Annotated in this window: 22 protein-coding genes and 1 riboswitch; of the genes, 9 read left to right on the top strand and 13 right to left on the bottom strand. The window is 69.9% G+C overall.

Features of this window, described 5'->3' with window-relative positions; translation table 11 throughout:
- The first annotated feature begins 3 nt into the window (after window positions 1–3).
- Window positions 4–918: an EamA family transporter gene (locus UC35_RS10935; protein WP_061499257.1), complete on the top strand. Its 915-nt coding sequence runs from the start codon at window positions 4–6 to the stop codon at window positions 916–918.
- 191 nt (window positions 919–1,109) lie between these two features.
- Here UC35_RS10935 and alr read toward each other — a convergent pair whose 3' ends face one another.
- Window positions 1,110–2,204: an alanine racemase gene (gene alr, locus UC35_RS10930; RefSeq protein WP_061499253.1), complete on the bottom strand. Its 1,095-nt coding sequence runs from the start codon at window positions 2,202–2,204 to the stop codon at window positions 1,110–1,112.
- A gap of 131 nt (window positions 2,205–2,335) precedes the next feature.
- Here alr and lplT point away from each other — a divergent pair, with 131 nt between their 5' ends.
- Both lplT and UC35_RS10920 read left to right on the top strand, forming a co-directional pair.
- On the top strand, window positions 2,336–3,619 hold the full coding sequence (gene lplT / locus UC35_RS10925) for a lysophospholipid transporter LplT (protein ID WP_061499250.1): 1,284 nt from the start codon (window positions 2,336–2,338) through the stop codon (window positions 3,617–3,619).
- The gene (locus UC35_RS10920) at window positions 3,612–4,496 is read left to right on the top strand and encodes a DMT family transporter (RefSeq protein WP_061499249.1); all 885 of its coding nucleotides are present in this window, start codon (window positions 3,612–3,614) and stop codon (window positions 4,494–4,496) included. Before lplT ends, UC35_RS10920 begins: the two co-directional genes overlap by 8 nt.
- A gap of 17 nt (window positions 4,497–4,513) precedes the next feature.
- On the opposite strand, the gene UC35_RS10915 is transcribed toward UC35_RS10920, so the two are convergent.
- From UC35_RS10915 to UC35_RS10900, 4 genes are all read right to left on the bottom strand, one after another.
- Window positions 4,514–4,999, bottom strand: coding sequence for a glutathione peroxidase (locus tag UC35_RS10915; RefSeq protein WP_061499246.1), 486 nt, complete (start codon window positions 4,997–4,999; stop codon window positions 4,514–4,516).
- Window positions 5,000–5,105: 106 nt separating this feature from the next.
- Window positions 5,106–6,332, bottom strand: a complete 1,227-nt coding sequence (glcF, locus tag UC35_RS10910; RefSeq protein ID WP_061499244.1) for a glycolate oxidase subunit GlcF — start codon at window positions 6,330–6,332, stop codon at window positions 5,106–5,108.
- Window positions 6,333–6,604: 272 nt separating this feature from the next.
- A complete protein-coding gene (gene glcE / locus UC35_RS10905; protein ID WP_061499242.1) occupies window positions 6,605–7,699 on the bottom strand; it encodes a glycolate oxidase subunit GlcE in 1,095 nt (364 codons plus the stop codon).
- A 62-nt stretch (window positions 7,700–7,761) separates the two neighbouring features.
- Window positions 7,762–8,679 (bottom strand): SMP-30/gluconolactonase/LRE family protein, encoded by a 918-nt coding sequence (locus UC35_RS10900; RefSeq protein ID WP_061499239.1) that lies wholly within the window; start codon window positions 8,677–8,679, stop codon window positions 7,762–7,764.
- Between the two features lie 165 nt (window positions 8,680–8,844).
- Between UC35_RS10900 and UC35_RS10895 the strand changes: the two genes are divergently transcribed.
- Window positions 8,845–9,510: a hypothetical protein gene (locus UC35_RS10895; protein ID WP_061499233.1), complete on the top strand. Its 666-nt coding sequence runs from the start codon at window positions 8,845–8,847 to the stop codon at window positions 9,508–9,510.
- Between the two features lie 93 nt (window positions 9,511–9,603).
- Here the strand turns inward: UC35_RS10895 and UC35_RS10890 are convergent, their stop codons facing one another.
- The 3 genes from UC35_RS10890 to UC35_RS10880 are packed head-to-tail and all read right to left on the bottom strand — an operon-like array spanning window position 9,604 to window position 12,343.
- On the bottom strand, window positions 9,604–11,130 hold the full coding sequence (locus tag UC35_RS10890; RefSeq protein ID WP_061499229.1) for an ammonium transporter: 1,527 nt from the start codon (window positions 11,128–11,130) through the stop codon (window positions 9,604–9,606).
- 27 nt (window positions 11,131–11,157) lie between these two features.
- Window positions 11,158–11,496 carry a P-II family nitrogen regulator gene (glnK, locus tag UC35_RS10885; protein WP_061499227.1) on the bottom strand — a complete coding sequence of 113 codons (339 nt, stop codon included), beginning with the start codon at window positions 11,494–11,496 and terminating at the stop codon, window positions 11,158–11,160.
- Between the two features lie 25 nt (window positions 11,497–11,521).
- Entirely contained in the window at window positions 11,522–12,343 is an 822-nt protein-coding gene (locus UC35_RS10880) for a TorF family putative porin (protein ID WP_227820524.1), read from the bottom strand.
- A 209-nt stretch (window positions 12,344–12,552) separates the two neighbouring features.
- Here UC35_RS10880 and UC35_RS10875 point away from each other — a divergent pair, with 209 nt between their 5' ends.
- Window positions 12,553–14,088 (top strand): YifB family Mg chelatase-like AAA ATPase, encoded by a 1,536-nt coding sequence (locus UC35_RS10875; RefSeq protein ID WP_061499221.1) that lies wholly within the window; start codon window positions 12,553–12,555, stop codon window positions 14,086–14,088.
- Entirely contained in the window at window positions 14,085–15,287 is a 1,203-nt protein-coding gene (locus UC35_RS10870; protein WP_061499218.1) for an MFS transporter, read from the top strand. Before UC35_RS10875 ends, UC35_RS10870 begins: the two co-directional genes overlap by 4 nt.
- A gap of 21 nt (window positions 15,288–15,308) precedes the next feature.
- Here the strand turns inward: UC35_RS10870 and UC35_RS10865 are convergent, their stop codons facing one another.
- Window positions 15,309–15,749, bottom strand: coding sequence for a glycine zipper 2TM domain-containing protein (locus UC35_RS10865; protein WP_061499215.1), 441 nt, complete (start codon window positions 15,747–15,749; stop codon window positions 15,309–15,311).
- Window positions 15,750–15,821: 72 nt separating this feature from the next.
- Window positions 15,822–18,518 (bottom strand): methionine synthase, encoded by a 2,697-nt coding sequence (gene metH, locus UC35_RS10860; protein WP_145979612.1) that lies wholly within the window; start codon window positions 18,516–18,518, stop codon window positions 15,822–15,824.
- A gap of 39 nt (window positions 18,519–18,557) precedes the next feature.
- Window positions 18,558–18,633, bottom strand: a riboswitch (S-adenosyl-L-homocysteine riboswitch).
- 94 nt (window positions 18,634–18,727) lie between these two features.
- On the opposite strand from metH, the gene UC35_RS10855 reads away from it, so the two are divergent.
- The gene (locus UC35_RS10855) at window positions 18,728–19,477 is read left to right on the top strand and encodes a creatininase family protein (RefSeq protein ID WP_061499213.1); all 750 of its coding nucleotides are present in this window, start codon (window positions 18,728–18,730) and stop codon (window positions 19,475–19,477) included.
- A gap of 168 nt (window positions 19,478–19,645) precedes the next feature.
- Here UC35_RS10855 and UC35_RS10850 read toward each other — a convergent pair whose 3' ends face one another.
- Window positions 19,646–20,692, bottom strand: a complete 1,047-nt coding sequence (locus UC35_RS10850) for a homocysteine S-methyltransferase family protein (protein ID WP_061499210.1) — start codon at window positions 20,690–20,692, stop codon at window positions 19,646–19,648.
- Between the two features lie 41 nt (window positions 20,693–20,733).
- On the opposite strand from UC35_RS10850, the gene UC35_RS10845 reads away from it, so the two are divergent.
- Window positions 20,734–22,659 (top strand): RecQ family ATP-dependent DNA helicase, encoded by a 1,926-nt coding sequence (locus UC35_RS10845; protein ID WP_061499207.1) that lies wholly within the window; start codon window positions 20,734–20,736, stop codon window positions 22,657–22,659.
- Here UC35_RS10845 and UC35_RS10840 read toward each other — a convergent pair.
- The gene (locus UC35_RS10840) at window positions 22,647–23,108 is read right to left on the bottom strand and encodes an Lrp/AsnC family transcriptional regulator (protein WP_061499204.1); all 462 of its coding nucleotides are present in this window, start codon (window positions 23,106–23,108) and stop codon (window positions 22,647–22,649) included. The two genes, UC35_RS10845 and UC35_RS10840, sit on opposite strands and share 13 nt — an antisense overlap.
- A gap of 83 nt (window positions 23,109–23,191) precedes the next feature.
- On the opposite strand from UC35_RS10840, the gene UC35_RS10835 reads away from it, so the two are divergent.
- Window positions 23,192–23,422, top strand: a complete 231-nt coding sequence (locus UC35_RS10835) for a DUF6356 family protein (protein ID WP_061503791.1) — start codon at window positions 23,192–23,194, stop codon at window positions 23,420–23,422.
- Between the two features lie 7 nt (window positions 23,423–23,429).
- Here the strand turns inward: UC35_RS10835 and UC35_RS10830 are convergent, their stop codons facing one another.
- The gene (locus UC35_RS10830; protein ID WP_061499200.1) at window positions 23,430–25,730 is read right to left on the bottom strand and encodes an ATP-binding protein; all 2,301 of its coding nucleotides are present in this window, start codon (window positions 25,728–25,730) and stop codon (window positions 23,430–23,432) included.
- Between the last annotated feature and the right edge of the window lie 91 nt (window positions 25,731–25,821).

Below are 25,821 nucleotides of genomic sequence, written 5' to 3'. Positions count from 1 at the left end.
CCCTTGAGCGCAACCCTTCCCGCCGGCAAGGCGATCAGCGGCGCGGCCTTTGCCACCCTGCTGCTGATCGCGCTGATGATGGGCGCCAACCACGTCGCCGCCCGCATCGCCTTCAACCACGGGGTCGACGTCGCCACCGCGGTGGTGTTCCGCAGCACCGTCACCGCCGGGGTGCTGGGCGTCATCCTCGCCGCCCAGGGCGTGCGACTGGCCTTCACCTCGCGGCACCGGTTCGCGCTGCCCGCCATCGGCCTGCTGATCGGGGTGCAGAGCCTGTGCCTGTATTCGGCGGTGGCGCGGCTGCCGGTGGCGCTGGCGCTGCTGGCGTTCAACACCTACCCGATCTGGACCGCGCTGTGGGCGCGGCTGGTGTACCGCCAGCGGCCCGAGCGCGCCATGCTGCTGGCCATGCCGGTGATCCTGTTCGGCCTGGCGCTGGCCCTCGACGTGCTGGGCGCCGCCTCCGGACTGGGCGCGGCGGGCCAGTGGGCCAGCATCGGCGCCGGCGTCGGCTTCGCGCTGGCGGCGGCCGGCACCTTCGGCCTGGCGCTGGTGATCACGCAGCACGAAGCGGCCGACGTCGACGGGCGCGTGCGCACCGCCACCACCATGTCGATGGCGGCGCTGGTGGCCCTCGCCAGCATCGTGGCGCAAGGTGGCCTGCACCTGCCCAACGCCGCCGCAGGCTGGGGCGGCCTGGCCGCGCTCACCTTCCTCTACGGCACCGCGTTCACCATCATGTTCACGGTGCTGCCGCGCCTGGGCGTGGTCGGCAACTCGGCGATCATGAACGTGGAGCCGGTGTTCGCCCTGGTGCTCGCCTGGCTGGTGCTGGGCCAGGCGATCGCGCCGGTGCAGGTGATGGGCGCGCTGATCGTGGTCGGGGCGGTGATGATGCTGGGAATGCGCAAGCGCTGAGCGCGCTCACCGGAACCGGATGGGCAAGCTGTGCAAACCCATCCCGCGCAGCAGCCAGCTGCTGAGCCAGCCCACCGACCCGATGACGGCGAAGATCAGGGAGGCCTCGAACTAGGCCGAGCGATGCCGCCGCCGGCTTTCGATGAACCCGCGCTTGCGCCGCTCGTACGCCTGCGCGCTCCAGTCCTCGCTCATTCGACGGACACGGGCACCCGCAGCGCCAGCGCGCACATCAGCTCGTAGCCGACCGTGCCGGCGGCGCGGGCGACTTCGTCGATGGCGAGCACGGCGCCGCCCGCAGCCCGGCCCCACAGCGTGACTTCGCTGCCGGTGCCGGCATCGGGCAGGCCGCTGAGATCCACCGTGAGCATGTCCATGCTGACGCGGCCCACCAGCCGCGTGCGCCTGCCATTCACCAGCACCGGTGTGCCGGTGCTGCAATGGCGCGGGTAGCCGTCGGCGTAGCCGCAGGCCACCACGCCGATGCGCAGCGGCGCATCGGCGGTGAAGCTGGAGCCGTAGCCGACCGTGTCGCCCGGCTGCAGTTCCTGGGTGGCGATGATGCGGGCCGCCAGCGTCATCGCCGGCTGCAGCTCCCAGTGCGCAATGTCGTGATCGGGAAAGTCGGGCGAACTGCCGTAGGCCGCGATGCCCGGCCGGATCCAGTCGCCGCGCACCTCGGCATCGCCGCCGAAGCGCAGCGCGGCGGCGCTGTTGGCCAGCGAGCGCTCGCCCGGCAGGTCGCGCGTGACGTCCCGGAACACCTGCAGCTGCGCCGCCACGCCCTTGGGTCCGTCGGCGTCGCTGAAGTGCGTCATCAAGGTGATTTCGTCGACCTGCGGCAGCGCCTCCAGGCGCGTCCAGGCACTGCGGAAGTGCGCCGGCGCGAAACCGAGCCGGTTCATGCCCGAATTCATCTTCAGGAACACCCGGTGCGGCGACTGCGTCTTGTGCATCGCCAGCATGTCGATCTGCTCCGCGCAGTGGACCGTGTGCCAGAGCCCCAGGCGCGAGCACAGTTCCAGGTCGCGCGGCTCGAACACGCCCTCGAGCAGCAGGATCGGCCCGCGCCAGCCGAGGGCGCGCACGCGCCCGGCTTCGGCCAGGTCCAGCAGCGCGAAGCCGTCGGCGCCGCGCAGCCCCTCGAACACGCGCTCGATGCCGTGGCCGTAGGCATTGGCCTTGACCACGCCCCAGACCCGCGCGTCGGGTGCGGCGCGGCGCAGGCGGGCCAGGTTGTGGCGCAGCGCCTCGAGGTGGATGGTGGCGGCGATCGGACGGGGCATGGGGCTGGAAGGCCCGCCAGTGGGCCCTTCCCGGGGATTTTGTCATCAACCCCCGTGATATAAACCCCAATCGCCTGGAGACAGCCCCAAAAGAATGACCGGCCGCGCTGCGGACGGATGCGCCCCAGCCCATGAAGCGCGGTTTTTACACCCTGATGTCCGCCCAGTTCTTTTCGTCGCTGGCGGACCAGGCGCTTTTCGTGGGCGCTGTGGAATTGATCAAGTCCGGTGGCGGCCCCGAATGGCAGCGCGCCGCCCTGGTGCCGATCTTCGCGCTGTTCTACGTCGTGCTGGCGCCCTGGCTGGGCGCCAGCGCCGACGCCTACCCCAAACGGACGGTGATGTTCGCGAGCAATGCGATCAAGATCGTCGGCTGCCTCATGATGCTGTTCGGATCGCACCCGCTGCTGGCGTATGCGGTGGTGGGCCTGGGCGCGGCGGCGTACTCGCCGGCCAAGTACGGCATCCTCACCGAACTGCTGCCGCCTTCGCAGTTGGTCAAGGCCAATGGCTGGATCGAGGGCCTGACCATCGCCTCGATCATCCTGGGCATCGTGCTGGGGGGGCAGCTGATTGGCCATGCGGTGTCGGCGCGCCTGCTGAACATCGACCTGCCGGTGCTCGACACCGGCATCGACACGCCGCCGGAAGCGGCCATCTCGGTGCTGATCTTCATCTACGTGCTGGCCGCCTGGTTCAACCTGCGCATTCCACACACCGGTGTGGAGATGCGGCCGCTGCCGAAGAACCCGCTCGACTTGGTGCCTGACTTCTGGACCTGCAATTCGCGCCTGTGGCGCGACAAGCTGGGGCAGATCTCGCTGGCGACGACGACGCTGTTCTGGGGCGTCAGCGGCAACCTGCGCTACATCATCCTGGCGTGGAGCGCGGCTGCCCTGGGCTACAGCACCACGCAGGCTTCGTCTCTCGGCGGCGTGGTGGCGATCGGCACCGCCGTCGGCGCGATCATCGCGTCGATGCGGATGCGCCTGGACATCGCCACCAAGGTGATCCCGATGGGCATCCTGATGGGGGTGCTGATCATCGTGATGAACTTCATCGACAACGTGTGGGTGGCCGCGCCCTTCCTGATCCTGCTGGGCGGCCTGGGCGGCTTCCTGGTGGTGCCGATGAATGCGCTGCTGCAGCACCGCGGCCACAACCTGATGGGCGCGGGCCGCTCGATCGCGGTGCAGAATTTCAACGAGCAGGCCTGCATCCTGGGCCTCGGCGCCTTCTACAGCCTGTCCACCGGCCTGGGGCTGACGGCCTTCGGCGCGATCACCGCCTTCGGCCTTGTGGTCGCCGGCATCATGCTGGTGATCATGCGCTGGCACCAGAACAACTGCGTCAAGTACCCCGAGGAGATCGAGCACCTGTTGCAGGTCGCGCGTCACGACAAGGTGCATGGTTGAGCGCGGCGGCAGGCTGTGGCCTGCCCTGGCCCTGACGCTCAACGCCTTCGTCTGGGGCGTGTCGTGGTGGCCCTTCCGTGAGCTGCAGCGCCTGGGGCTGCATCCCTTGTGGGCGACGGCGCTGATCTACCTCGTCTCGCTGTCGCTGCTGCTGCTCGCGCGCCCCGATGCCTGGCGCGCCCTGGCCCGCGAGCCGATGCTGTGGCTGCTGATGCTCGCGGCGGGCCTGACCAATGTCGGCTTCAACTGGGGCGTGACCGTTGGCGACGTGGTGCGCGTGGTGCTCCTGTTCTACCTGATGCCGGCCTGGACGGTGGTGCTGGCCTGGCCGATGCTGGGCGAGCAGCCGAGCGGCGCCTCGCTGCTGCGGCTGCTGCTGGCGATGACCGGCGTCTTCGTCGTGCTCAAGGGGCCGGACACGCCGTGGCCGGTGCCCGAATCGCTGGCCGACTGGCTGGCGCTGGCCGCCGGCTTCAGCTTCGCGCTGACCAACATCGTCCTGCGCAAGCTCCGGCATGTGGCGCCGGCCCCGCGCATCCTCGCCATGTTCCTGGGCGGCGCCGGGCTGGCCGCGGCGGCCGCCCTGGCCGGGACGGCGCTCGGCGTGGTGACCGCCCTGCCGGTGCCGCGCGCCGACTGGGCCGGCGTCGGCCTGGCCTTGAGCCTGGGCTTCCTGGTGAGCAACATGGCGCTGCAGTACGGCGCATCGCGGCTGCCCGCCCACACCTCCGCGCTCATCATGCTGTCGGAGATCGTGTTCGCCAGCGTCACGTCGGTGGCGCTGGGCGCGTCGACGCTGGAGCCGCGCACCTGGCTCGGCGGCGCGCTGATCCTGGTGGCGGCGGTCTGGTCGGCCTGGCCGGACCAGGAGTCCTGAGGCCGGTTCAGCGTCGGCTAGGCCGCCAGCGCCTTCTCGATGTCCTTGCCCAGCGACTCGGGCGCATCGTTGGGCGCGAATCGCTTCAGCACCTGGCCGTCCTTGCCGACCAGGAACTTGGTGAAGTTCCATTTGATCGCGGTGCTGCCGAGTAGGCCGGGCGCCTCCTGGGTGAGCCACTTGTACAGCGGATCGGCCGCGTCGCCGTTGACGTCGATCTTGGCCATCATCGGAAAGCTCACGCCGAAGTTCAACTGGCAGAACTGCGCGATCTCCTCGTTGCTGCCCGGGTCCTGGGCGCCGAACTGGTTGCACGGAAAGCCCAACACGACCAGTCCCTGCTCGCCGTAGGTCTTGTGCAGCGCCTCCAGCCCGCCGAACTGCGGCGTGAAGCCGCAGGCGCTGGCGGTGTTGACGATCAGCATCACCTGGCCGCGGTACTTCGACAGCGGCGCCAGCTTGCCGTCCATCTGCTTCGCCTTGAAATCGTAGATGCTGCTCATACGGGCCTCCGCGCTGTGATCCGGCCGATTGTGCGCCACCGGCATGGTGGCCGCAGGGATCGGCGCTCAGCGCGCAGTCCGCTGAAACATTGGCGGTTTCAGTGATTCAGTGGACCAGGCCCGCATCCAGCACCTCCACCCAGTGCTTGACGGGCGTGTCGGTGCCGCTTTGCAGGTGCGTGATGCAGCCGATGTTGGCCGACAGGATGGCGGCCGGTTGCAGCGCCCCCAGTTGGCCCAGCTTGCGGTCGCGCAGCTGCGTCGCCATGGCCGGCTGCAGCAGCGAGTAGGTGCCCGCCGAGCCGCAGCACAGGTGCGACTCGCCGGGCGCCAGGCGCAGCGTGAAGCCCAGTTCCGCGAGGTGGCGCTCCACGCCGCCGCGCAGCTGCTGGCCGTGCTGCAGCGTGCAGGGCGGGTGGAAGGCCAGCGTGCCGGCCGGCGCGCGCACCCGGCCGCGCAGGGCGGGCACCAGCTCGGGCAGCAGCTCGCTCAGGTCGCGCGTGAGCTCGCTCACCCGCCGCGCCTTGGCCGCATAGGCCGGGTCGCCGGCCAGCGCGTGGCCGTACTCCTTGACGGTCACGCCGCAGCCGGAGGCGTTCATCACGATCGCCTCGACCTGACCGCCCTCGATGAAGGGCCACCAGGCGTCGATGTTGGCGCGCATCTGCGCGCGGCCGCCGTCCTGGTCGTTCAGGTGGTAGCGGATGGCGCCGCAGCAGCCGGTGCCGGGCGCGACCACCGCCTGGATCTGCGCGGCGTCCAGCACGCGCGCGGTGGCGCTGTTGATGTTGGGCATCATGGCCGGCTGCACGCAGCCGGGCAGCAGCAGCATCTTGCGCGCGTGCACCCGCTGCGGCCAGCGGCCGGCGTCCTGCCGGGGCGGCACCTTGGCGCGCAGCGCCCGCGGCAGCAGCGCGCGCACGCCCTGCCCCAGCTTCATCGCCGGCGCGAACAGCGGCGAAGTCAGGCCTTCCTTCAGCAGCCAGCGCAGCGCCCGGCTGCCGGCCGGCCGCGGCACCTTCTCGTCGACCACCTGGCGGCCGATGTCCACCAGGTGCCCGTACTGCACGCCGCTGGGACAGGTGCTCTCGCAGTTGCGGCAGGTCAGGCAGCGGTCCAGGTGCAGCTGGGTCTGGCGCGTGGGCGGCGCGCCTTCGAGCACCTGCTTGATCAGGTAGATGCGGCCGCGCGGCCCATCGAGCTCGTCGCCCAGGATCTGGTAGGTGGGGCAGGTCGCCGTGCAGAAGCCGCAGTGCACGCAGGCGCGCAGGATCGCATCCGCCTCGCGGCCCCGGGGCGTGTCCTTGAACTCCGCGGACAGGTGGGTTTGCATTAGGGCCTGTTAACGCTATAGGAGGGCTCGCGCCGGTAGCTGGCAGGCTGCAGGGCTAGGCGCGGCCGAGGCCGTGTGCTCGCGCACACAGCGAGGTCGCAACGACGCCATGCGGCCTGCCAGCCACCGGCCCGAAGGGTGACCCAGGAAACGGGCTCCCTCCGCGTTGCAAATGCTCGCCGGGGCCCCACCCCGGCTGTGCTTTGCGCCTTGATGGCGCCCGTTTCCTGGGTCACGCGAGTCCTCCTATAGCGTTAACAGGCCCTTGACCTTCAGAACGCCGCGTACAGGCGGCCCGGGTTGAAGATGCCAGCCGGATCGAACTGGCGCTTGAGCTCGCGATGGATGCGGTCCAGCGGCGGCGCCAGCGGCGCGAAGCGCGGCACCGCCGCGCCGCTCTCCCCGCCCGCCGCGAACAGCGTGGCGTGGCCGCCGGCGCGCTGCGCCACCTCGCGGATGCGCAGGGCTTCGCCGGCGCCCGCCAGCAACCAGCGCTGCGCCCCATGCCACTCGACGAGCGGCGCCGGCGGCAGCTCGAGCACCGGCGCGGTCTGCGGCACCGACAGGCGCCACAGCGCGCGACCGGCGCGCGCGGCGAACCAGGGCAGCCGCTGGTCGCGGCAGGCCAGCCAGTGCGCCGCCGCTTCGTCCTCGCGCACCCGTTCGCCGCCGAGCGTGCGGCCGGCGGCCTCCACCGCCGCCACCGCGCCGCGCAGGCGCAGCCAGAGCGTGCCGCCCTCCCCATCCTGCATCCAGCAGCTGGCATTGAGCGGCAGCGGCCGGCCACCCCATTCGTTCAGCGCCTGCAGGGCCTGGGCCTGCGTCATCGTGAAGCGCAAGGTGGCCTCGGCAGGCGCCACCGGCAGCACCTTGAGGCTGACCTCGCTGATCAGCCCGAGCGTGCCGAGCGCGCCGGCCATCAGGCGCGAGAGGTCGTAGCCGGCGACGTTCTTCATCACCTGGCCGCCGAAGCTCAGGCATTCGCCGCGGCCGTTGATCATCGACAGGCCCAGCACGAAGTCGCGCACCGACCCCGCGCTGGCGCGCGCCGGCCCCGCCAGGCCCGCCGCCACCATCCCGCCGACGGTGGCGCCGCCGGCGAAGTGTGGCGGCTCGAAGGGCAAGCACTGGCCCTGCGCGGCCAACGCCGCCTCGAGTTCCGCCAGTGGCGTGCCCGCGCGCACCGTGACCACCAGTTCGCTCGGCTCGTAATTGGTGATGCCGGCGAAGGCCAGGGTCGACAGCAGTTCGCCCTGCGGCGCCTCGCCATAGAAGTCCTTGCTGCCGCCGCCGCGGATGCGCAGCGGCGTGCCCGCTTCGGCGGCGAGGCGCACGCGCGCGATCAGTGACTCGAGCCCGGAATCCATCGCTGAGATGGTAATGGCCCGGCTGCGCCGCGGCCGCGCCCCCGCCTTTGAAATTTCCGGCGTCAGCCGCTGACGAAATTCACCGGCAGCCCGGGCACGTCGGCGCGGGCGGCGATCACGTGGCCCGACCAGGGCATGGCCTGCAGTTCCTCGGCCGGGCGTTTCTCGCGGCCGCTGGTCAGGTACAGGGTGCGCAGGTCTTCGCCGCCGAAACAGGGCATGGTGGGGCAGCGCAGCGGCAGCTCGATCTCGGCCAGCGTCCGGCCCTCCGGCGAGAGCTTGAGCAGCCGGGCGCCCTCGAACATCGCGCACCAGTAGTTGCCCTGCTGGTCGACGGCGGCGCCGTCGGGTCGGCCGCCGTAGCCGGGCTGGCCCGGCGTCCAGCCGGCCGGCTTGGGCGCGAACTCGCGCAGCACGCGGTGGCGGCGCATGGCATTGCTGCGCGCATCCCAGTCCCAGGCCTGGATCAGGTGCCGGGTGGTGTCGGTCCAGTACAAGACACTGGCGTCCGGCGACCAGGCCAGGCCATTGGCCACGGTGGCGTTGATCGCCTTCAGTTGCACCAGCGGCCGCTGGCCGCCGCGCAGGTCGATGCTGTACAGCTCGGCCTTGCGCGCATCACGCGGCTCGTACAGCGTGCCGGCCCAGAAGCGCCCTTCGGGATCGGCCTTGCCGTCGTTGAAGCGGATGAGGGCCGGGTCGTGGCTGAACCGGGCGACGCAGGTCAAGGCTGACTGCCAGGCACGGGCCCGGTAGATGCCGTCGCGCAAGGCGACCACCAGGCCGCCGCCGCGCACCGGCGCGATGCAGCCGGGCTCGCTGGGCATGGGCCAGCTCTCGGTGGCGCCGCCGGGGCCGAGCCGCCGGATCTGGCACTGCGGGATGTCGACCCAGTACAGGGCGCGCTCTGCCGGATGCCAGAACGGCGACTCGCCCAGCGCGTCCGGCTGCGCAGTGACCCGCTCCCACTGCAGTTTCATGCGAGGCCCTCCACTGCAACGCTGCCCAGCCGCGCGTCGGGCCGCGACGGGATCGCGCCGGTGAGCGGGCTGGACGGCTTCATACCGGTTCATTGTGCCGCCCCGCGCCGGGCCCGGCCGCAGCGGAATTTCCTGCGATTCCCTAACATCGGGTCTGGCCTCGACATGCAAGCTGAACCGAACCCACCTGCCGCCAGCGCGCCGGAACGGCGCGCCGAAGCCGCGCGCTATGCGCTGCTGCGCCGGCTGGCCTTCGCCATGCGCCACCAGATGGTGGTCCACCTGCAGCCCATCGGCATGATCACGGACGTGATGGAACGCCGGCTGCAATCGGGCGCGCCCGACCTGGAGCAGATCCACCAGAGCATGTCCAAGGTGAACGGCCATGCGCGCGCCGCCGTGCAGTCCAGCCTGGACGTGGTCAGCTGGCTGGCGCCCGAGGGCGACGTGCGCGTGGCGGTCGATGCCGGCGTGCGCGAGACCCTGGGCCTGATGCGCAGCCGGTTCAACTTCCGCGGCTTCAGCATCAAGGACGAAATGGGCGCGCAGGCGCGCGAGGTCTCGCGCGCCGCGATGCGCAGCGTGCTGCCAGCCAGCCTGCTGGCGCTGACCGACCGGGCGGCCTCGCCGGCCGAACTGGTGGTGGCGGCGCACGACGCCGGCTCCGGGCTGGAACTCACCCTGGAACTGCGCCCCACCGAGGGAACGCCGGGCTACGCCGGCGACACGCCCTACCGCGCGCTCGACTGGCAGGACGTGGAGGCGCTGGCGCGGGCCGAGGGCGTGGGCCTCGAGCTTGACGGCCCGCGCGTGCGTCTGCGCTTCGCCTGAGGGCGGCGGCCCTCGGTAAGAAAAAGGCCCGCGGAGCCGAAGCTCGCGCGGGCCAAGTCCAAAGGAGGATTGCTTGCTCTTGCCTGATCCGGGTCAGCGGCTGTAGGCCGTCTCACCGTGGCTGGAGATGTCCAGCCCTTCGCGTTCCTCTTCCTCGGTGACGCGCAGTCCGATCACCAGGTCGACCACCTTGTAGGCGATGAAGGCCACCACGCCGGACCACACGATGGTGGTCAGCACGCCGGTCGCCTGGGTCAGCACCTGGGCGCCGATGCCGGGCCAGTCGGCGGCGTCGCCGCACTTGTTGGTCACGTAGTTGCAGATGCCCGTGCCGCCCAGCGAGGGCGCGGCGAACACGCCCGTCAGCAGCGCGCCCAGGATGCCGCCCACGCCGTGCACGCCGAACACATCGAGCGAGTCGTCGGCGCCGAGCAGGCGCTTCAGGCCGTTGACGCCCCACAGGCAGACCAGGCCGGCCAGCAGGCCGATCACGATCGCGCCCTTGACGCCGACGAAGCCGCAGGCCGGCGTGATCGCCACCAGGCCGGCCACCGCGCCGGAGGCGGCACCCAGCATCGAGGCCTTGCCCTTGGACAGGGCCTCACCGGCGATCCAGGACAGCGTGGCGGCGGCGGTGGCCAACAGCGTGTTGGTGAATGCCAGGGCGGCCAGGCCGTTGGCTTCCAGGTTGGAGCCGGCGTTGAAGCCGAACCAGCCGACCCACAGCATCGCCGCGCCGACCATCGTGAGGGTCAGGCTGTGCGGCGCCAGCGCTTCCTTGCCGTAGCCGATGCGCTTGCCCACCACATAGGCGCCCACCAGGCCCGCCACGCCGGCGTTGATGTGCACCACGGTGCCGCCCGCGAAGTCGAGCGCGCCCTTGGCCCACAGCCAGCCGGCCGCGGCCGTGACCTTCTCGAGCGAGGCCGCGTCGGTGATCGCGTCGGGGCCGTCCCAGTACCAGACCATATGCGCGATCGGCAGGTAGCTGAAGGTGAACCACAGCACCACGAACAGCAGCACCGCCGAGAACTTGATGCGCTCGGCGAAGGCGCCCACGATCAGCGCACAGGTGATGGCGGCGAAGGTGGCCTGGAAGGCGACGAAGGTCAACTCCGGAATCACCACGCCCTTGCTGAAGGTCGCGGCCACCGAGTCCGGAGTGATGCCGCCCAGGAACAGCTTGTCGAACGATCCCATGAAGGGGTTGTTGGCGGTGAAGGCCACGCTGTAGCCGTACAGCGCCCACAGCACGTAGATCAGCGAGGTGACCACGAACACCTGCATCAGCACCGACAGCATGTTCTTGCTGCGCACCAGGCCGCCGTAGAACAGCGCCAGGCCGGGGATGGTCATGAAGATCACGAGCGCGGTGGCCACCGTCATCCAGGCGGTGTCGCCCTTGTTGGGCACGAGCGCGGGCGCCGAAGCGGCGGCGGCCGGGGCCGATGCGGCAGCCGCGGCGGCGGGAGCCGCCGCCGGCGTGGCCTCGGTGGCTGCAGCCGCGGGCGCGGCGGAAGCGGCCGCCGCCGGCGCCGCGGCCGGGGCCTGGGCGATGGCGCCGGCGCTGCCGGCGAGCAGCCCCAGGCCCAGGACGATGGAAGCAATGAACGATTTCATGGTGAGCTCTCCTTCTGCTCGGTGCGCTTACAGCGCTTCCTTGCCGGTTTCGCCGGTACGGATGCGGACGACCTGCTCCAGGTCGTACACGAAAACCTTGCCGTCGCCGATCTTGCCGGTGCGGGCGGCGCCTTCGACGGTTTCGATGACGCGGTCGACCAGATCGTCGGCCACCGCCGCTTCGATCTTGACCTTGGGCAGGAAGTCGACCACGTACTCCGCGCCGCGGTACAGCTCGGTGTGGCCCTTCTGCCGGCCGAAGCCCTTGACCTCGGTGACGGTGATGCCCTGCACCCCGATGCCGGACAGCGCTTCGCGCACCTCGTCCAGCTTGAAGGGTTTGATGATGGCGGTGACGAGTTTCATGCTTGCTCCTTTGAAAGGGCCGTGATCAGAAGCTGTGGGTGTACTTGACGCCCGCGACCAGGCCGCTCTTGCCCATGAACTTGCCGTTCACCGGGCTGGCGTAGAACGACTTGTCGGCATCCGTGCCCACGCCGGCGAGCGAGACCGACAGGCCGTTGCCGAAGTCCTTGCCGAGCGTCAGCGAGTAGTCGGTGTAGCTGGCGACGTCCAGGTTGTTGACCCACTGATGGCCGACGTGCGGCGTCAGCGTCAGGCCCCAGACGCCCAGGTCGAAGGTGCCGCTCAGGTCGAGGTAGCCGCTGCCCTTGGTGTTTTCGTTGGTTGCGAAGTTGTAGTTGCCGAACAGGTTGGTCAGCGCATACGAGTACTTCAGCGTCGCCGGGCCCCAAGTGCCGGCGGCGTAGACCTCGGTGGTGTTGGCGTTCTTGAAGATGCCACCGCCGCCCGCGTCCTGCAGGTTGTTGCTGATGTACTCGTAGCGCAGCACGCCGAGGTCGATGCCGAAGTCGCCGACGCTGAACTTGTAGCCGCCGTAGAGGTCCAGTTCGACCGGGCCGTCGATATTGGTGCGCGGGGCAATGTCGCCGGTGTCCTCGATCCAGCGGATGCTGGACGCCCAGGCGCCCACATAGAAGCCGCTCTTGTGCGCGAAGTCCGCGCCACCCTGCAGCGCCGGCTTCAGGCGCGTCTGGGAGATGCCGCGGTAGCGGTAGTCGGTGACCGCCCCGACGTTGACGGAGGCGGTGTAGTCGGGCTCGGGCGCGGCCGGGGTGGTTTGCGCGAATGCGGCGCCGGACAGGGTCACCGCTGCAAGGACCATCCGCCGGGCGATCTTCTGGGAATCCACTGAGTCTCTCCTGTTGTGAAAAGGGGTTGAACTCAGCCTAGCAGGGAGCGTGCCATGCGCTTTTGGCTATGCAGTGCACGACACCAATGGTTGGGGCGTTAATGACTCAGAACGGTGCTGCACGAGGCTGCTGCACGATGCTGGTGCGCGGATGAGGCGCTGCCGGCACGTGACAGGGGCTGGATGCACCCGAATGGGGAGGAATGCCGATGAGCTTGTCTCTTGTGCAAAGCCGCGCGCAGCTCGGCCTGCAGGCCGCCGCCGTCACGGTCGAGGTGCACCTGGCCAACGGGCTGCCCAGCTTCACGCTGGTCGGCCTGGCCGACGTCGAAGTGAAGGAAGCGCGCGAGCGGGTGCGCTCGGCGCTGCAGAACTGCGGCCTGGAGTTCCCGCACAACAAGCGCATCACGGTGAATCTGGCGCCGGCCGACCTGCCCAAGGACTCCGGCCGCTTCGACCTGCCGATCGCGCTGGGCATCCTGGCGGCCAGCGGCCAGGTCGATGCAGCCAAGCTGGCAGGCTGGGAGTTCGCCGGCGAGCTCTCGCTGTCGGGCGAGCTGCGGCCGGTGCGCGGCGCCCTGGCCATGAGCCTGGCGCTGCACGCCGCCGGCGCCAGCGCCAGGCTGGTGCTGCCGCCCGGCAGCGCCGAGGACGCCGCGCTGGTGCCGCAGGCCCAGGTGTACCGGGCCGACCACCTGCTCGACGTCGTGCGGCAGTTCCTGCCCGGTCCGCCCAGCCACGATGCAGGACCGGGATGGCGCCAGGTGGTGCCGCAGCCGGCACTGGGCGCGGCGTCGCACCCGGACCTCGCTGACGTCAAGGGCCAGGCCGCCGCCCGGCGGGCTTTGGAGATCGCCGCGGCCGGCGGGCACAGCCTGCTGCTGCTCGGCCCGCCGGGGTCGGGCAAGTCCATGCTGGCGCAGCGCTTCGCCGGACTGCTGCCGCCGCTGTCGGTGGACGAAGCGCTGCAGACCGCGGCCATCGCCAGCCTCGCCGGGCGCTTCTCGCAGTCGGAATGGGGGCTGCGGCCGACACGCAGCCCGCATCACAGTGCCAGCGCCGTCGCCTTGGTCGGTGGCGGTTCGCCGCCGCGGCCCGGCGAAATCTCGCTGGCGCACAACGGCGTGCTGTTCCTCGATGAACTGCCGGAGTTTCCGCGCGCCGCCCTCGAAGCGCTGCGCGAACCCCTGGAAACCGGCCACATCACCATCTCGCGCGCGGCGCACCGCGCCGAATTCCCGGCGCGCTTCCAGTTCGTCGGCGCCATGAATCCCTGTCCCTGCGGCTGGCTGGGCGCGGCGCACCGCCACTGCCGCTGCACGCCGGACCAGGTCGCGCGCTACCAGGCCCGCTTGAGCGGGCCGCTGCTCGATCGCATCGACCTGCATGTCGAGGTGCCGGCGCTCGGCGCCGAGGAACTGCTGCAGGCGCCGGAAGGCGAAGCGTCGCAGGCGGTACGCGAGCGCTGCCAGGCGGCGCACGTGCGCTCCCTGCAGCGCCAGGGCAAGCCGAACCAGGCCTTGCAAGGCAAGGAGCTCGATGCGCACGCGCAGCTCGATGCGGCGGCGCTGAAGTTCCTCCACCTGGCCGCGTCGCGCCTGGGCTGGAGCGCGCGCGCCACGCACCGCGCGATGAAGGTGGCGCGAACCATCGCCGACCTGGCCGGCGCGGGCAGCATCGAGGTCGCCCACATCGCGGAGGCGGTGCAGTACCGGCGGGCGCTGGCGACGACAATCGCCGCATGAGTTCGCCGTCCGCTTCGCCGGCGCACGATCGCCGGCTGGTGGGCTGGCTGTCGCTCGCGCAACTGATTTCCTGGGGCAGCCTGTTCTACACCTTCGCGCTGCTGCTGGAACCGGTGGAGCGCGAGTTGGGCATGAGTCGCGCGCAGGCCTCGCTGGCGTTCAGCCTGGCGCTGCTGGCCGAAGGCATCGCCGCCTATCCGGTGGGCCGCTGGATCGACCGCGGGCACGAACGGGCGGTGGTCACCGGCAGCTCGCTGCTGGCCGGCGCCTGCCTGCTGGCGCACAGCGCGATCCAGGGCCCGTGGGGCTTCTACGCGGTGTGGATCGGACTGGGGATCGCCATGGCCGGGACCCTGTACACGCCGGTGTTCGCGGTGGTGACCCGGCGCTTTCCGCAGGACTTCCGGCGCGCGATCATCACCATCACGTTCCTGGGCGGGCTCGCCAGCACGGTGTTCATCCCGCTCACCGCCTGGCTGATCGCCGCCCTGGGCTGGCGCCACGCGCTGTGGGTGCTGGCCGGGCTGCATCTGCTCGTTTGCGCGCCGCTGCATGCGCGCCTGCTGCGCGACGCGCCCACGCCGGCGGTGCCCGCACCCGCGGCGGCGCGCGCGCCCGCCGCGGCCCACATGCGCGAGGCGCCGTTCCTGTTGATCGGTGTCTTCGTGGTCGCGATGATGGCAGTGACCGCCGCCCTGCCGCCGCACATGATCAGCCTGCTGCGCGGCAGCGGCCTCGACGAGCGCTGGGTGATCGCGATTCCCGCCAGCATCGGGCTGATGCAGGTGGCCGGGCGGGTGCTGCTGTTCCTGTTCGAGCACCGCTTCGACGTGCACCTGGCCAACCGCGTCATCCCGACCCTGGTGCCGATCGGCCTGGTGCTGCTGATCGCCGGCGCCGGCTACCCCTGGGCAGCGCTGCTCTTCGTCGCGCTCTACGGGCTGGGCAACGGAATGATCACCATCGTGAAGGGCACGGCGATCGCCCAGTACGTCAGCCGCGAGCACGTCGCCTCGCTCAATGGCGCACTGGGACTGCCCTCGGCCCTGGCGCGCGCAGCCACACCCTGGTTGCTGGGCGCCTTGTGGACCGCGCAGGCCGGCTATGCGCACGGGCTCTGGCTGTTGCTGGCGTTGAGCCTTTCGGCGGTCGCGGCGCTCATGCTGGCGCAGCGCATCGCGCTCAAGCGCGCGCGCTGACCTCGCCCCGGCGGGCGCCGGTCAGATCTGGACCAGCCCCTTGCTGGTGAACTTGACCACGGTGCCCGCCTTCCATGCCGGCTTGGCTTCCTGCTCGAAATTGCGCACCGTGCCGTCCTTCATCTTGACCTTGGTCACCCACACGTCCTTGCTGGTCGCAGCCTTCTGCACTTCGTTGCCCGCATAGCCGCCCGCGACCGCGCCGGCGGCGGTGGCCAGCGTCTTGCCGTTGCCCTTGCCGACCTGGTTGCCGAGCAGGCCGCCGACCACGGCGCCGCCCACGATGCCGACGGCGCCGCCTTCGCCTTTGCGGCGTTCCGGATGCACGTCCTGCACCGTGCCGCAATCCTGGCAGGACGCCAGCTTCTTCGCGATCCCGGGAGGCACGCCGTGCGGGTTGCCTTGTGCGCTGGCTGCGGCAGCGGCAGCGACGGCCAGGAGGGCGATGGCGAGTTTCTTCATGATGGGCTTCCCTTCATACAGCTGAGTTCAGCGCCATAGCCTAGCGCCAAGCCCAGCCATTGCCGGAGCCCCTCAGAGATTTGGTGCAAGCAAACGTTGCAGCTCGGCCAGTTGCGCGCCGCGGCGGCGCGCCTGGTCCTGCAGCTGGTCGTCGCCGACCCGGCCGACGTTGAAATAGGTGCTGTCGGGATGCGACAGGTAGAAGCCGCTGACGCTCGCCGCCGGCGTCATCGCCATGCTCTCGGTCAGGCCCATGCCCACTTCATGCGCTTCCAGCAGCTCGAACAGCGCGCGCTTGACGCTGTGGTCCGGGCAGGCCGGGTAGCCGGGGGCCGGCCGGATGCCGCGGTATTTCTCGGCGATCAGCGCCTCGTTGTCCAGCGACTCGCCGCCGGCATAGCCCCAAAGGTCCTTGCGTACCCGCTCGTGCATCGCTTCAGCCAGCGCCTCGGCCAGCCGGTCGGCCAGTGCCTTCAGCATGATCGCCGAGTAGTCGTCCAGGTCGTCCAGGAAGTACTTTTCCTTCTGCTCGACGCCGAGCCCGGCCGTCACCGCGAAGGCGCCGACATAGTCCTTGGCCGCCCCGCGCGGGGCGACGAAATCGGCCAGCGCGCGGCTCGGCCGCATCCGGCCTTCCACCGCCTGCTTCTCGGTCTGCTGGCGCAAGCCCCACCAGGTCAGCGCCACCTGCTGGCGCGACTCGTCGGTGTAGAGCTGGATGTCGTCGTCGTTCACGGCGTTGGCCGGCCAGAAGCCCACCACCGCGTTGGCGGTGAGCCAGCGACCCTCGATCAGGCGCTTGAGCATGCGCTGGCCGTCGCCATAGACGCGCACCGCCTCGGCGCCCACCACCTCATCCTTGAGGATGGCGGGGAACGGCCCGGCCAGGTCCCAGGTCTGGAAGAACGGGCCCCAGTCGATGTAGCGGGCCAGCTGCGCCAGGTCGAAGTTGCGGAACACCCGCCGGCCCAGGAACTTGGGCTGCGGCGGCGTGTAGCGGCTCCAGTCGACCGGCGTCTTGTTGGCGCGCGCCTGCGCCAGCGGCCACAGAGGAGTCTGCTTCTTGCCGGCGTGCAGCTGGCGCACCTTCTCGTAGTCGGCTTCGACTTCGGCGATGTAGCGGGCCGCCTGGTCCGACAGCAGGCCCTGGGCCACGCTGACGCTGCGCGAGGCGTCCGGCACGTAGACCACCGGTCCCTCGTAGTGCGGCGCGATCTTCACCGCCGTGTGCACCCGGCTGGTGGTGGCGCCGCCGATCAGCAGCGGAATCTTGCGGATGCGGAAGTGCTCGTCCTTCTGCATCTCGCCGGCGACGTACTGCATCTCCTCCAGCGAGGGCGTGATCAGGCCCGACAGGCCGACGATGTCCGCGCCCTCCACCTTGGCCTTCGCCAGGATCTCGTGGCAGGGCACCATCACGCCCATGTTCACGACCTCGAAGTTGTTGCACTGGAGGACCACGGTGACGATGTTCTTGCCGATGTCGTGCACGTCGCCCTTGACGGTGGCGATCACGATCTTGCCCTTGGCCTTGACCTCCTCGCCGGCGGCCGCCTGCTGGCGCTTTTCTTCCTCGATGTAGGGCACCAGGTGGGCAACGGCCTGCTTCATCACGCGCGCCGACTTCACCACCTGCGGCAGGAACATCTTGCCCTGCCCGAACAGCTCGCCGACGACGTTCATGCCGTCCATCAGCGGGCCCTCGATCACGTGCAGCGGGCGGCCGCCGCGCGCCAGGATGGCGCGATAGGCTTCCTCCGTGTCCTGCACGATGAAGTCGGTGATGCCCGCCACCAAAGCGTGCGACAGGCGCTGCTCGACGGTGCCGGCGCGCCACTCGTTCTTCCTGGCATCGTCCTTGGCCGCGCCCTTGGCATCCTCGGCGATCTCGACCAGCCGCTCGCCGGCGTCCGGCCGGCGGTTGAGCACCACGTCCTCGACCCGCTCGCGCAGCTGCGGCTCGACCTCGTCGTAGACGCCGACCATGCCGGCGTTGACGATGCCCATGTCCATGCCGGCCTTGATCGCGTGGTACAGGAACACGGTGTGGATCGCTTCGCGCACCGGGTCGTTGCCGCGGAACGAGAAGCTCACGTTGGACACGCCGCCGGAGACCTTGGCGCCGGGCAGGTTCTGCTTGATCCAGCGCGTGGCCTCGATGAAGTCCACTGCGTAGTTGTTGTGCTCCTCGATGCCGGTGGCGATCGCGAAGATGTTGGGGTCGAAGATGATGTCCTCGGGCGGCAGGCCGACCTCGTCCACCAGGATGCGGTAGGCCCGCGCGCAGATCTCGGTCTTGCGCTCGTAGCTGTCGGCCTGGCCCTTCTCGTCGAAGGCCATCACCACCGCCGCGGCGCCGTAGCGCCGCACCAGCCCGGCCTGGCGCTTGAACTCGGCCTCGCCTTCCTTGAGCGAGATCGAGTTGACGATGCCCTTGCCCTGGATGCAGCGCAGGCCCGCCTCGATCACCTCCCACTTGGAGGAATCGACCATCACCGGCACCTTGGCGATGTCGGGCTCGCCGGCCATCAGGTTGAGGAAGCGCACCATGGCGGCCTTGCTGTCGAGCATGGCTTCGTCCATGTTGACGTCGATCACCTGGGCGCCGTTCTCGACCTGCTGGCGCGCCACGGCCAGCGCCTGCTCGAACTGGCCGGCCAGGATCATGCGGGCGAAGGCCTTGGAGCCGGTGACGTTGGTGCGCTCGCCGATGTTGACGAACAGGCTGCCGGACCCGATCGCGACGGGCTCCAGGCCGGACAGTTTCATGGAGGGAACGGGGGTTTCGCGCATCTCTCACCTCATACGTGCAGGTGAGCGCGGTTGGAAATCTCAAGCCTGACGCCGGGCCTCATGCCCGGTCGCTGCAGCGCTCCTTGAGGAAGGCCGATTCTAATCGCTGCTCCCCGTTGAGCTCGGCGAACGGCCGGCATGCCTATCATCCCGGGCATCGAACGGAACGCCGAAGGACCGACACCGTGCAACTGCAGCTGTGTACCTGGGCCGAAGTCGAGGCCTATCTCCACAAAGGCCCGAAGGCCATCCTCATGCCGATCGGCTCGACCGAGCAGCACGGGCCCAATGGCCTCATCGGCACCGACGCCATTTGCGCGGAGGTGATCGCGAAGGCGATCGGCGCCGCCGACGGCGCGATGGTCGCGCCGACCATCGCGGTCGGCATGGCTGTGCACCACATGGAGTTTGCCGGCTCCATGACGCTGCGGCCCTCGACGCTGATCGCGGTGATCCGCGACTGCGTCATGTCCCTGGCCGAGCACGGGTTCGAGCGCTTCTTCTTCATCAACGGGCACGGCGGCAACATCCCCAGCATCCGCGCGGCGTTTTACGAGGTCCATGCGGAGAACCGCGCCTGCAGGGGCGGGAACGCGCCGGACTTGCGCTGCGCCCTGGCGAACTGGTGGGAGAACGAAGCGGTCGGCCGCCTGTCCAAGGAGCTGTTCCCCGGCGTGGAGGGATCGCACGCCACGCCATCCGAAGTCTCCTTGACCCAGTACGCCTATCCCGAGGCCATCAAGCACGTCAGCATGTCGCCGCAGGTCGCGCCCGGCGGCGGTTTCCACGACGCCCGCGATTTCAGGCGCCGCTTCCCGGACGGCCGGATCGGCTCCGATCCGTCGCTGGCCCGGCCGGAGCACGGTCAGCGGCTGCTGGAGGCCGCCGCCCGGTCCATCGCCGGTCAGTTCAAGGAATTCGTCGCCGAGGCTTGAGGCCCGGCGGCCAATGACGCAAAAAAATCCCCCGGAACGGCCGCGCTCCGGGGGATGCGAGGGGTCGGGCGGAAGAAACTTGCGAACAACGCCCAACCGAGGAGATGTCAGCAGGGTCCAAGCACTTCCCGTGCCTGCGCCGGCTCGGCGCCCGGGCCGGTTCAGGCTTTAGGCCGCTTCCTTGTAGAAATACTCGCGCTTGAGGCCGCGCGCCGCCAGCGGCTGCACCGCCTCGCGGATCGCCGCGATGTGGTCCGGCGTGGTGCCACAGCAGCCGCCGACGATGTTCACCAGCCCCTCGGCCGCGAACTCGCGCAGCAGGCGCGCCGTGACCTCGGGCGTCTCGTCGAAGCCGGTCTCGCTCATCGGGTTGGGCAGGCCGGCGTTGGGGTAGCAGCTGATGAACGTGTCGGGGGCGACGCGCGCCAGTTCCTGGATGTAGGGGCGCATCAGGGCGGCGCCGAGCGCGCAGTTCAGGCCGACCGCCAGCGGGCGGGCATGGCGCACGCTGTACCAGAAGGCGGTGACGGTCTGGCCGCTGAGGATGCGCCCGGAGGCATCGGTCACGGTGCCGCTGATGATCACCGGCAGGCGCTCGCCCGAGTGCTCGAAGTACTCGTCGATGGCGAACAGCGCTGCCTTGGCGTTGAGCGTGTCGAAGATGGTTTCCACCAGCAGCAGGTCGGCGCCGCCTTCGGTCAGCCCCTGCACCTGCTCGTAGTACGACTGGCGCAGCTGCTCGAAGTCGACGTTGCGCGCGCCGGGGTCGTTCACGTCGGGGCTGATGCTGGCGGTGCGCGGCGTCGGGCCGAGCGCACCGGCGACGAAGCGCGGCTTGTCGGTGGTGGAGAACTTGTCGGCCGCGGCGCGCGCCAGCCTGGCCGACTCACGGTTCATCTCCAGCGCCAGTTCGCCCAGGCCGTAGTCGTCCTGCGCGATGCGGGTGGCGCCGAAGGTGTTGGTCTCGATGATGTCGACGCCGGCGGCCAGGTAGGCCTCGTGGATGTCGCGTACCACCTCCGGCTTGGTGAGCGACAGCAGGTCGCCGTTGTTGCGCAGGTCCTTGGGGTGGTCCTTGAAGCGCTCGCCGCGGTAGTCGGCTTCCGTGAGGCGGAACCGCTGCAGCATGGTGCCCATGGCGCCGTCGAGGATCGCGATGCGTTGCTCGAGGATGGCGGGCAGGGCCTGGCCGCGGGTGTAGGCGATTTGTCTCATGGTGCGTTGATTGTAGGAATTGTCGGGAAAATACGCGCCCTGTGCCTTCACCCCAATCCATTCTCCAGGAAGTTTTTGGCTACGAGCGGTTTCGTGGCCCCCAGGCGGACATCGTCGACCACGTGATCGCCGGCGGCGACGCGCTGGTGCTGATGCCCACCGGCGGCGGCAAGTCGCTGTGCTACCAGGTGCCGGCGATCGCGCGCGAGCGCGCCGGCCAGGGCCTGACGGTGGTGGTCTCGCCGCTGATCGCCCTGATGCACGACCAGGTCGGCGCGCTGCACGAGGCCGGGGTCGAGGCGGCGTTCCTGAACTCCACGCTGACCAGCCAGGAGGCCTGGGCGATCGAGAAGCGCCTGGCGCGCGGCGAGCTCACGCTGCTGTACGCGGCGCCGGAGCGCGTCACCACGCCGCGCTTCCTGGCGCTGCTGGACGAGCTGCGCGAGCGCGGCAAGCTCAGCCTGTTCGCGATCGACGAGGCGCATTGCGTGAGCCAGTGGGGCCACGACTTCCGCCCGGAGTACCGTGCGCTCACCGTGCTGCACGAGCGCTACCCGCAGGTGCCGCGGATCGCCCTCACCGCCACCGCCGACGCGATCACCCGCGAGGACATCACCCAGCGCCTGCAGCTGGAGGAGGCGCGCCAGTTCATCAGCAGCTTCGACCGGCCCAACATCTCCTACACCATCGTCGAAAAGAAGGACGGCGCGTCCCAGCTGCTGCGCTTCATCGAGGGCGAGCACGAGGGGGAGGCCGGCATCGTCTACTGCCAGTCGCGCAAGCGGGTCGAGGAGATCGCGGCGCTGCTGCGCGAGCACGGCGCAAATGCCCTGCCCTACCACGCCGGGCTGGAGGCCGAAGTGCGCCAGGCGCACCAGGACCGCTTCCTGCGCGAGGACGGCATCGTGATGGTGGCCACCATCGCCTTCGGCATGGGCATCGACAAGCCGGACGTGCGCTTCGTGGCCCACCTGGACATGCCCAAGAACATCGAGGGCTACTACCAGGAGACCGGGCGCGCCGGGCGCGACGGCCTGCCGGCCGCCGCGTGGATGGTTTACGGCCTGCAGGACGTGGTGAACCAACGCCGCATGATCGACGAAAGCCCCTCGGCCGAGGAGTTCAAGCAGGTGATGCGCGGCAAGCTCGACGCCCTGCTGGCGCTGGCCGAGGCGACCGACTGCCGGCGGGTGCGGCTGTTGCGCTACTTTGGGGAGAATCTCGCCGACGCCGGGCCGCCCCAAGGCGGCGAGGGCCCCCTCGGGGGGCAGCGAGGACACGAGGTGCCGAGCGTGGGGGCTCGCTACTCTTGTGGCAACTGCGACAACTGCGTGGCGCCGCCGCGGGTGTGGGACGGCACCGATGCGGCGCGCAAGCTGCTGTCCACCGTCTATCGCGTGCAGCAGCACAGCGGCATCGGCTTCGGCGCCGGACACGTCATGGACGTGCTGCGCGGGCGCCAGACCGAGAAGGTCGCGCAGTACGGGCACGAGCGCCTGAGCACCTTCGGCATCGGCGCCGAGTTCAGCGAGGCGCAGCTGCGCGGCGTGCTGCGCCAGCTGATCGCACTGGGCGCGCTCAGCGTCGACAGCGCCGCCTTCAACACCCTCAAACTGACCGAAGGCTCGCGCGCGGTGCTGCGCGGCGAAGTGGACGTGCAGCTGCGCGAGGCGGTGTCGCAGGCCGGCCGCGCGCGCAAGCGCAAGTCCGTCACCGCGCCGCCGGCGGCCGCCGCCGGCCTCACCCAGGACGGCCTGATGCGCTTCGCGGCGCTGAAGGCGTGGCGCGCGGAAGTCGCGCGCGAGCACAACCTGCCGGCCTACGTGATCTTCCACGACGCCACGCTGGCCGCCATCGCGGCGCTCGCGCCGCGCACGCTGGACGACCTGCAGGGCATCAGCGGCATCGGCGCGAAGAAGCTGGAGGCCTACGGCGACGAGGTGCTGCGCGTGGTTCAGTCCGCGTAGTCCAGCGGCAAAGCGGTGGTGGACTTGAGCACCTCCATCGCGAAGCTCGAGCTGACGTCCTGCAGTTCCACCGCGCGGATCAGGCGCTTGTAGACGGCGTCGTAGCCCGCGATGTCGGGCGCCACCACCTTGAGCAGGTAGTCGACGTCCCCGCTCATGCGGTAGATCTCCACGATCTCGGGAATGTCGCGCGTGCCCTGCACGAAGCGCTTGGTCCAGGCATCGCTGTGCTGGCTGGCGCGGATGGCGACGAACACGGTGACCGGCAGGTTCAGCCGAGCCGGGTCGCACAGCACGACCTGGCCGCGGATCACGCCGCTCTCCTGCAGCTTCTGCACCCGGCGCCAGCACGGCGTGGGCGACAGGTGCACGGCTTTGGCGAGCACGGCGAGCGGCGTTGTGCCATCGCGCTGGAGAATAGAAAGAATTTCCCTGTCTTTCTTGTCCATGGGAAGCATTTTCTACTCAGCGGCTGTTTTGCGCCAGTGATTTGCAACCCGTTTGCGCGGCCCGCCCCCTAGACTTGGTCGCCATGAACACGATCACGCAGGCGTTCACGCGCCACCCAAGCAATGTCGGCGAAAGCTACTGGCAGCACATGGGCATGGCGCTGTCGTTCGCGGGCGTGCTCGCGCTGGCGACACTGGCGTGCCTGGCGCACGCGATCTTTCCCTTCCTGTGCGAGCGCACCGGCAGCCGGCTGGTGCGGCAATTGAACGATCGCCTCAGCAACCGGGGCGGCCCTGCCCAGTCCCAGAACTAGTTGGCCACTAGGGCATGAAGCCGATGCGCCGCGCCTCACGGACTTCGGGCTTGATGCGGTGCTCCGCCTCGAGTTGGCCGAGGAATTCCTCGGCGCTGAACTGCGTCGCCAGGATATCGACCTGGCGCTTGACCGCCGCGAAGTCGCCGAGGCACAGCTGATCCAGCTGCGCCAGCCGCGTGCGGGCCCCGGCATCCAGCTGCGCCGCCTCGCCGCCCAGGGCTTCGGTGACGAACATGCGCTCGCGCTGCGCCGGCGTGAGCGGCTTGAAGCGGATCTTGAAAGTGAAGCGCCGCAGCGCCGCCTGGTCGATGCGGTCCATCAGGTTGGTGGTGCACACGAAGATGCCGCGGAAGCGCTCCATGCCCTGCAGCATCTCGTTGACTTCAGTCACCTCGTAGGTGCGCTGCGCGCCGCGGCGGTCCTGCAGGAAGCTGTCGGCCTCGTCGAGCAGCAGGATCGCCTTCTCGCTTTCGCCCTCGCGGAACATCGCCGCCATGTTCTGCTCGGTCTCACCCACGAACTTGCTCATGAGGTCGCTGGCCTGCTTGACCAGCAGCGGCATTTCCAGGCTTTGGGCGAGGTGCTCGGCCAGCGCCGTCTTGCCGGTGCCGGGCGCGCCGTGGAAGCACAGCGTGCCGTGGCCGCGCGCCTTCAGCGCCGCGATGATGCGCGGCACCTCGAAGCGCGATTCGATGTTCAGCATCTCCAGGTCGTAGCGGGTGACGCTGTGGCGCATCGCCCCGCCCGGGTCGCGGCTGCCCAGTGCCTGGTCCGAGTTGCGCAGCTGCCGTTCGATCAGGCTTTCCATGGTCGCGCCCTCGAAGCCGGCCAGGCCGGCGAAGCGCACCGCGGTGCGGATCTGCGCCGGCGTCAGCCCCCGCCGCTCGGTGAGCTTGGCCACGAAGGCGTCCGACACCACCGCGCCCTCCAGCGTCTTGCGCACCAGCGCCTCGCGCGCGCCGGGCGGCGGCGACTTCAGTTCCAGGTGGTAGGCGAAGCGCCGCCGGAACGCCGGGTCGATCTGCTCGATGCGGTTGGTGACCCAGATCGTCGGCACGGTGTTGGACTCCAGAATCTGGTTCACCCAGGCCTTGCCGTTGACGCTGGCGCCGGCCGGTGCCACCACCTGGTCGGCGCGCGCCATCAACTGCGCCGCCTCGCTGGAGATCGGCGGAAACACGTCTTCCACCTCGTCGAACAGCAGCGCCGCCTGCGCGCTGCCCTTGAGGAACACCTGCGCGATCTGCAGCGAGCGGTAGCGGTCGCGGCCGGACAGCGAATTGCCGTCGCGGTCGGCGTATTCGACTTCGAACAGGTCCAGGCCGGCCGACTGCGCCACCACCTTGGCCAGCTCGGTCTTGCCGGTGCCGGGCGGCCCGTACAGCAGCACGTTCACGCCCGGCTCCTTGCGCGCCACCGCATTGCGCAGCAGCGCCGACATCACCTGCGCGTCCTCGGCCACGAAGCTGAAGTCCGACAGCCTGAGCTCGCTCTTGGCCGAGGGCCGCGTGAACACCGCCATCAGCTCGCTCTGGTCGCGGTACTCGCGCATCAGCACCGGCGGCAGCTTCTCGCTGACCTTCATCAGGTCGGCCAGGTCGGTGATGTTGTGCTCGGAGATCAGGTTCTCCACCAGCCCGATGCGCTCCAGGCGCGAGCCGTTGCGCAGCGCCTCGCCCACGTCGCTGGCGTTCACGCCGGCGATCTCGGCAATGGCGGCATAGGCTTCCGGCGCATTGTTGACCTTGAACTCGACCAGCAGGCTGCGCAAGTCGCGCTGGTAGCGCGCCAGCGTGCCGTACAGCAGCAGCGCCCGCTCTGCATTGTTCAGCTGCAGCAGCCCGGACAGCGCATCGATGTTCTTTTCGACCAGGGTGGACTGCTTCTTCAGGGCGTGCGAGAGCCAGTCGCCGGTGACCGCCAGCACCGACAACAGGTCCTTGGGCTGGTCCTTGGCGTACTCGTCGAGGTAGAAGAACAGCGTGCCCTCCTCGTAGGGCCCGCGCCACAGGCCGTGGCGCGCCAGGAACTCGCGGGTGGGCAGCTCTTCGTGGCCGCGCCAGAACTCGTTGTCCTTGCAGCGCCGCGCCAGGAACTCGCGCAGCCGCACCAGGGCCGGCGCCGGCCACACGAGGTGGCGGCCGGCCAGTGAGAGCAGCCCGTTCAGGTCCCGCCGCACGTTGAACTTGCCGCCCTGCTTGGCGGCCAGCGTCAGGACGAAGTGTGAGCACATCAGGTCCAGCACCGGCGCGTCCTTCAATCCCGGTGAGGGAAGCAGCTGCACATCCGCCGCGCGCTTGACCATGGCCAGGCCTCCAGGCCCCGTTGGGGGGTGTCCGACAATAACGCGGGTCCATCCTAAATGGAAGCCGCTGCCAAAGCCCCTGCGCGGGGCT

Origin of the sequence: Ramlibacter tataouinensis, from assembly GCF_001580455.1 — a bacterium.
Lineage (GTDB): Bacteria > Pseudomonadota > Gammaproteobacteria > Burkholderiales > Burkholderiaceae_C > Ramlibacter > Ramlibacter tataouinensis_B.
The sequence above is the reverse complement of the archived record's forward strand: the minus strand, read 5'-3'. Positions and strand labels throughout refer to the sequence as shown.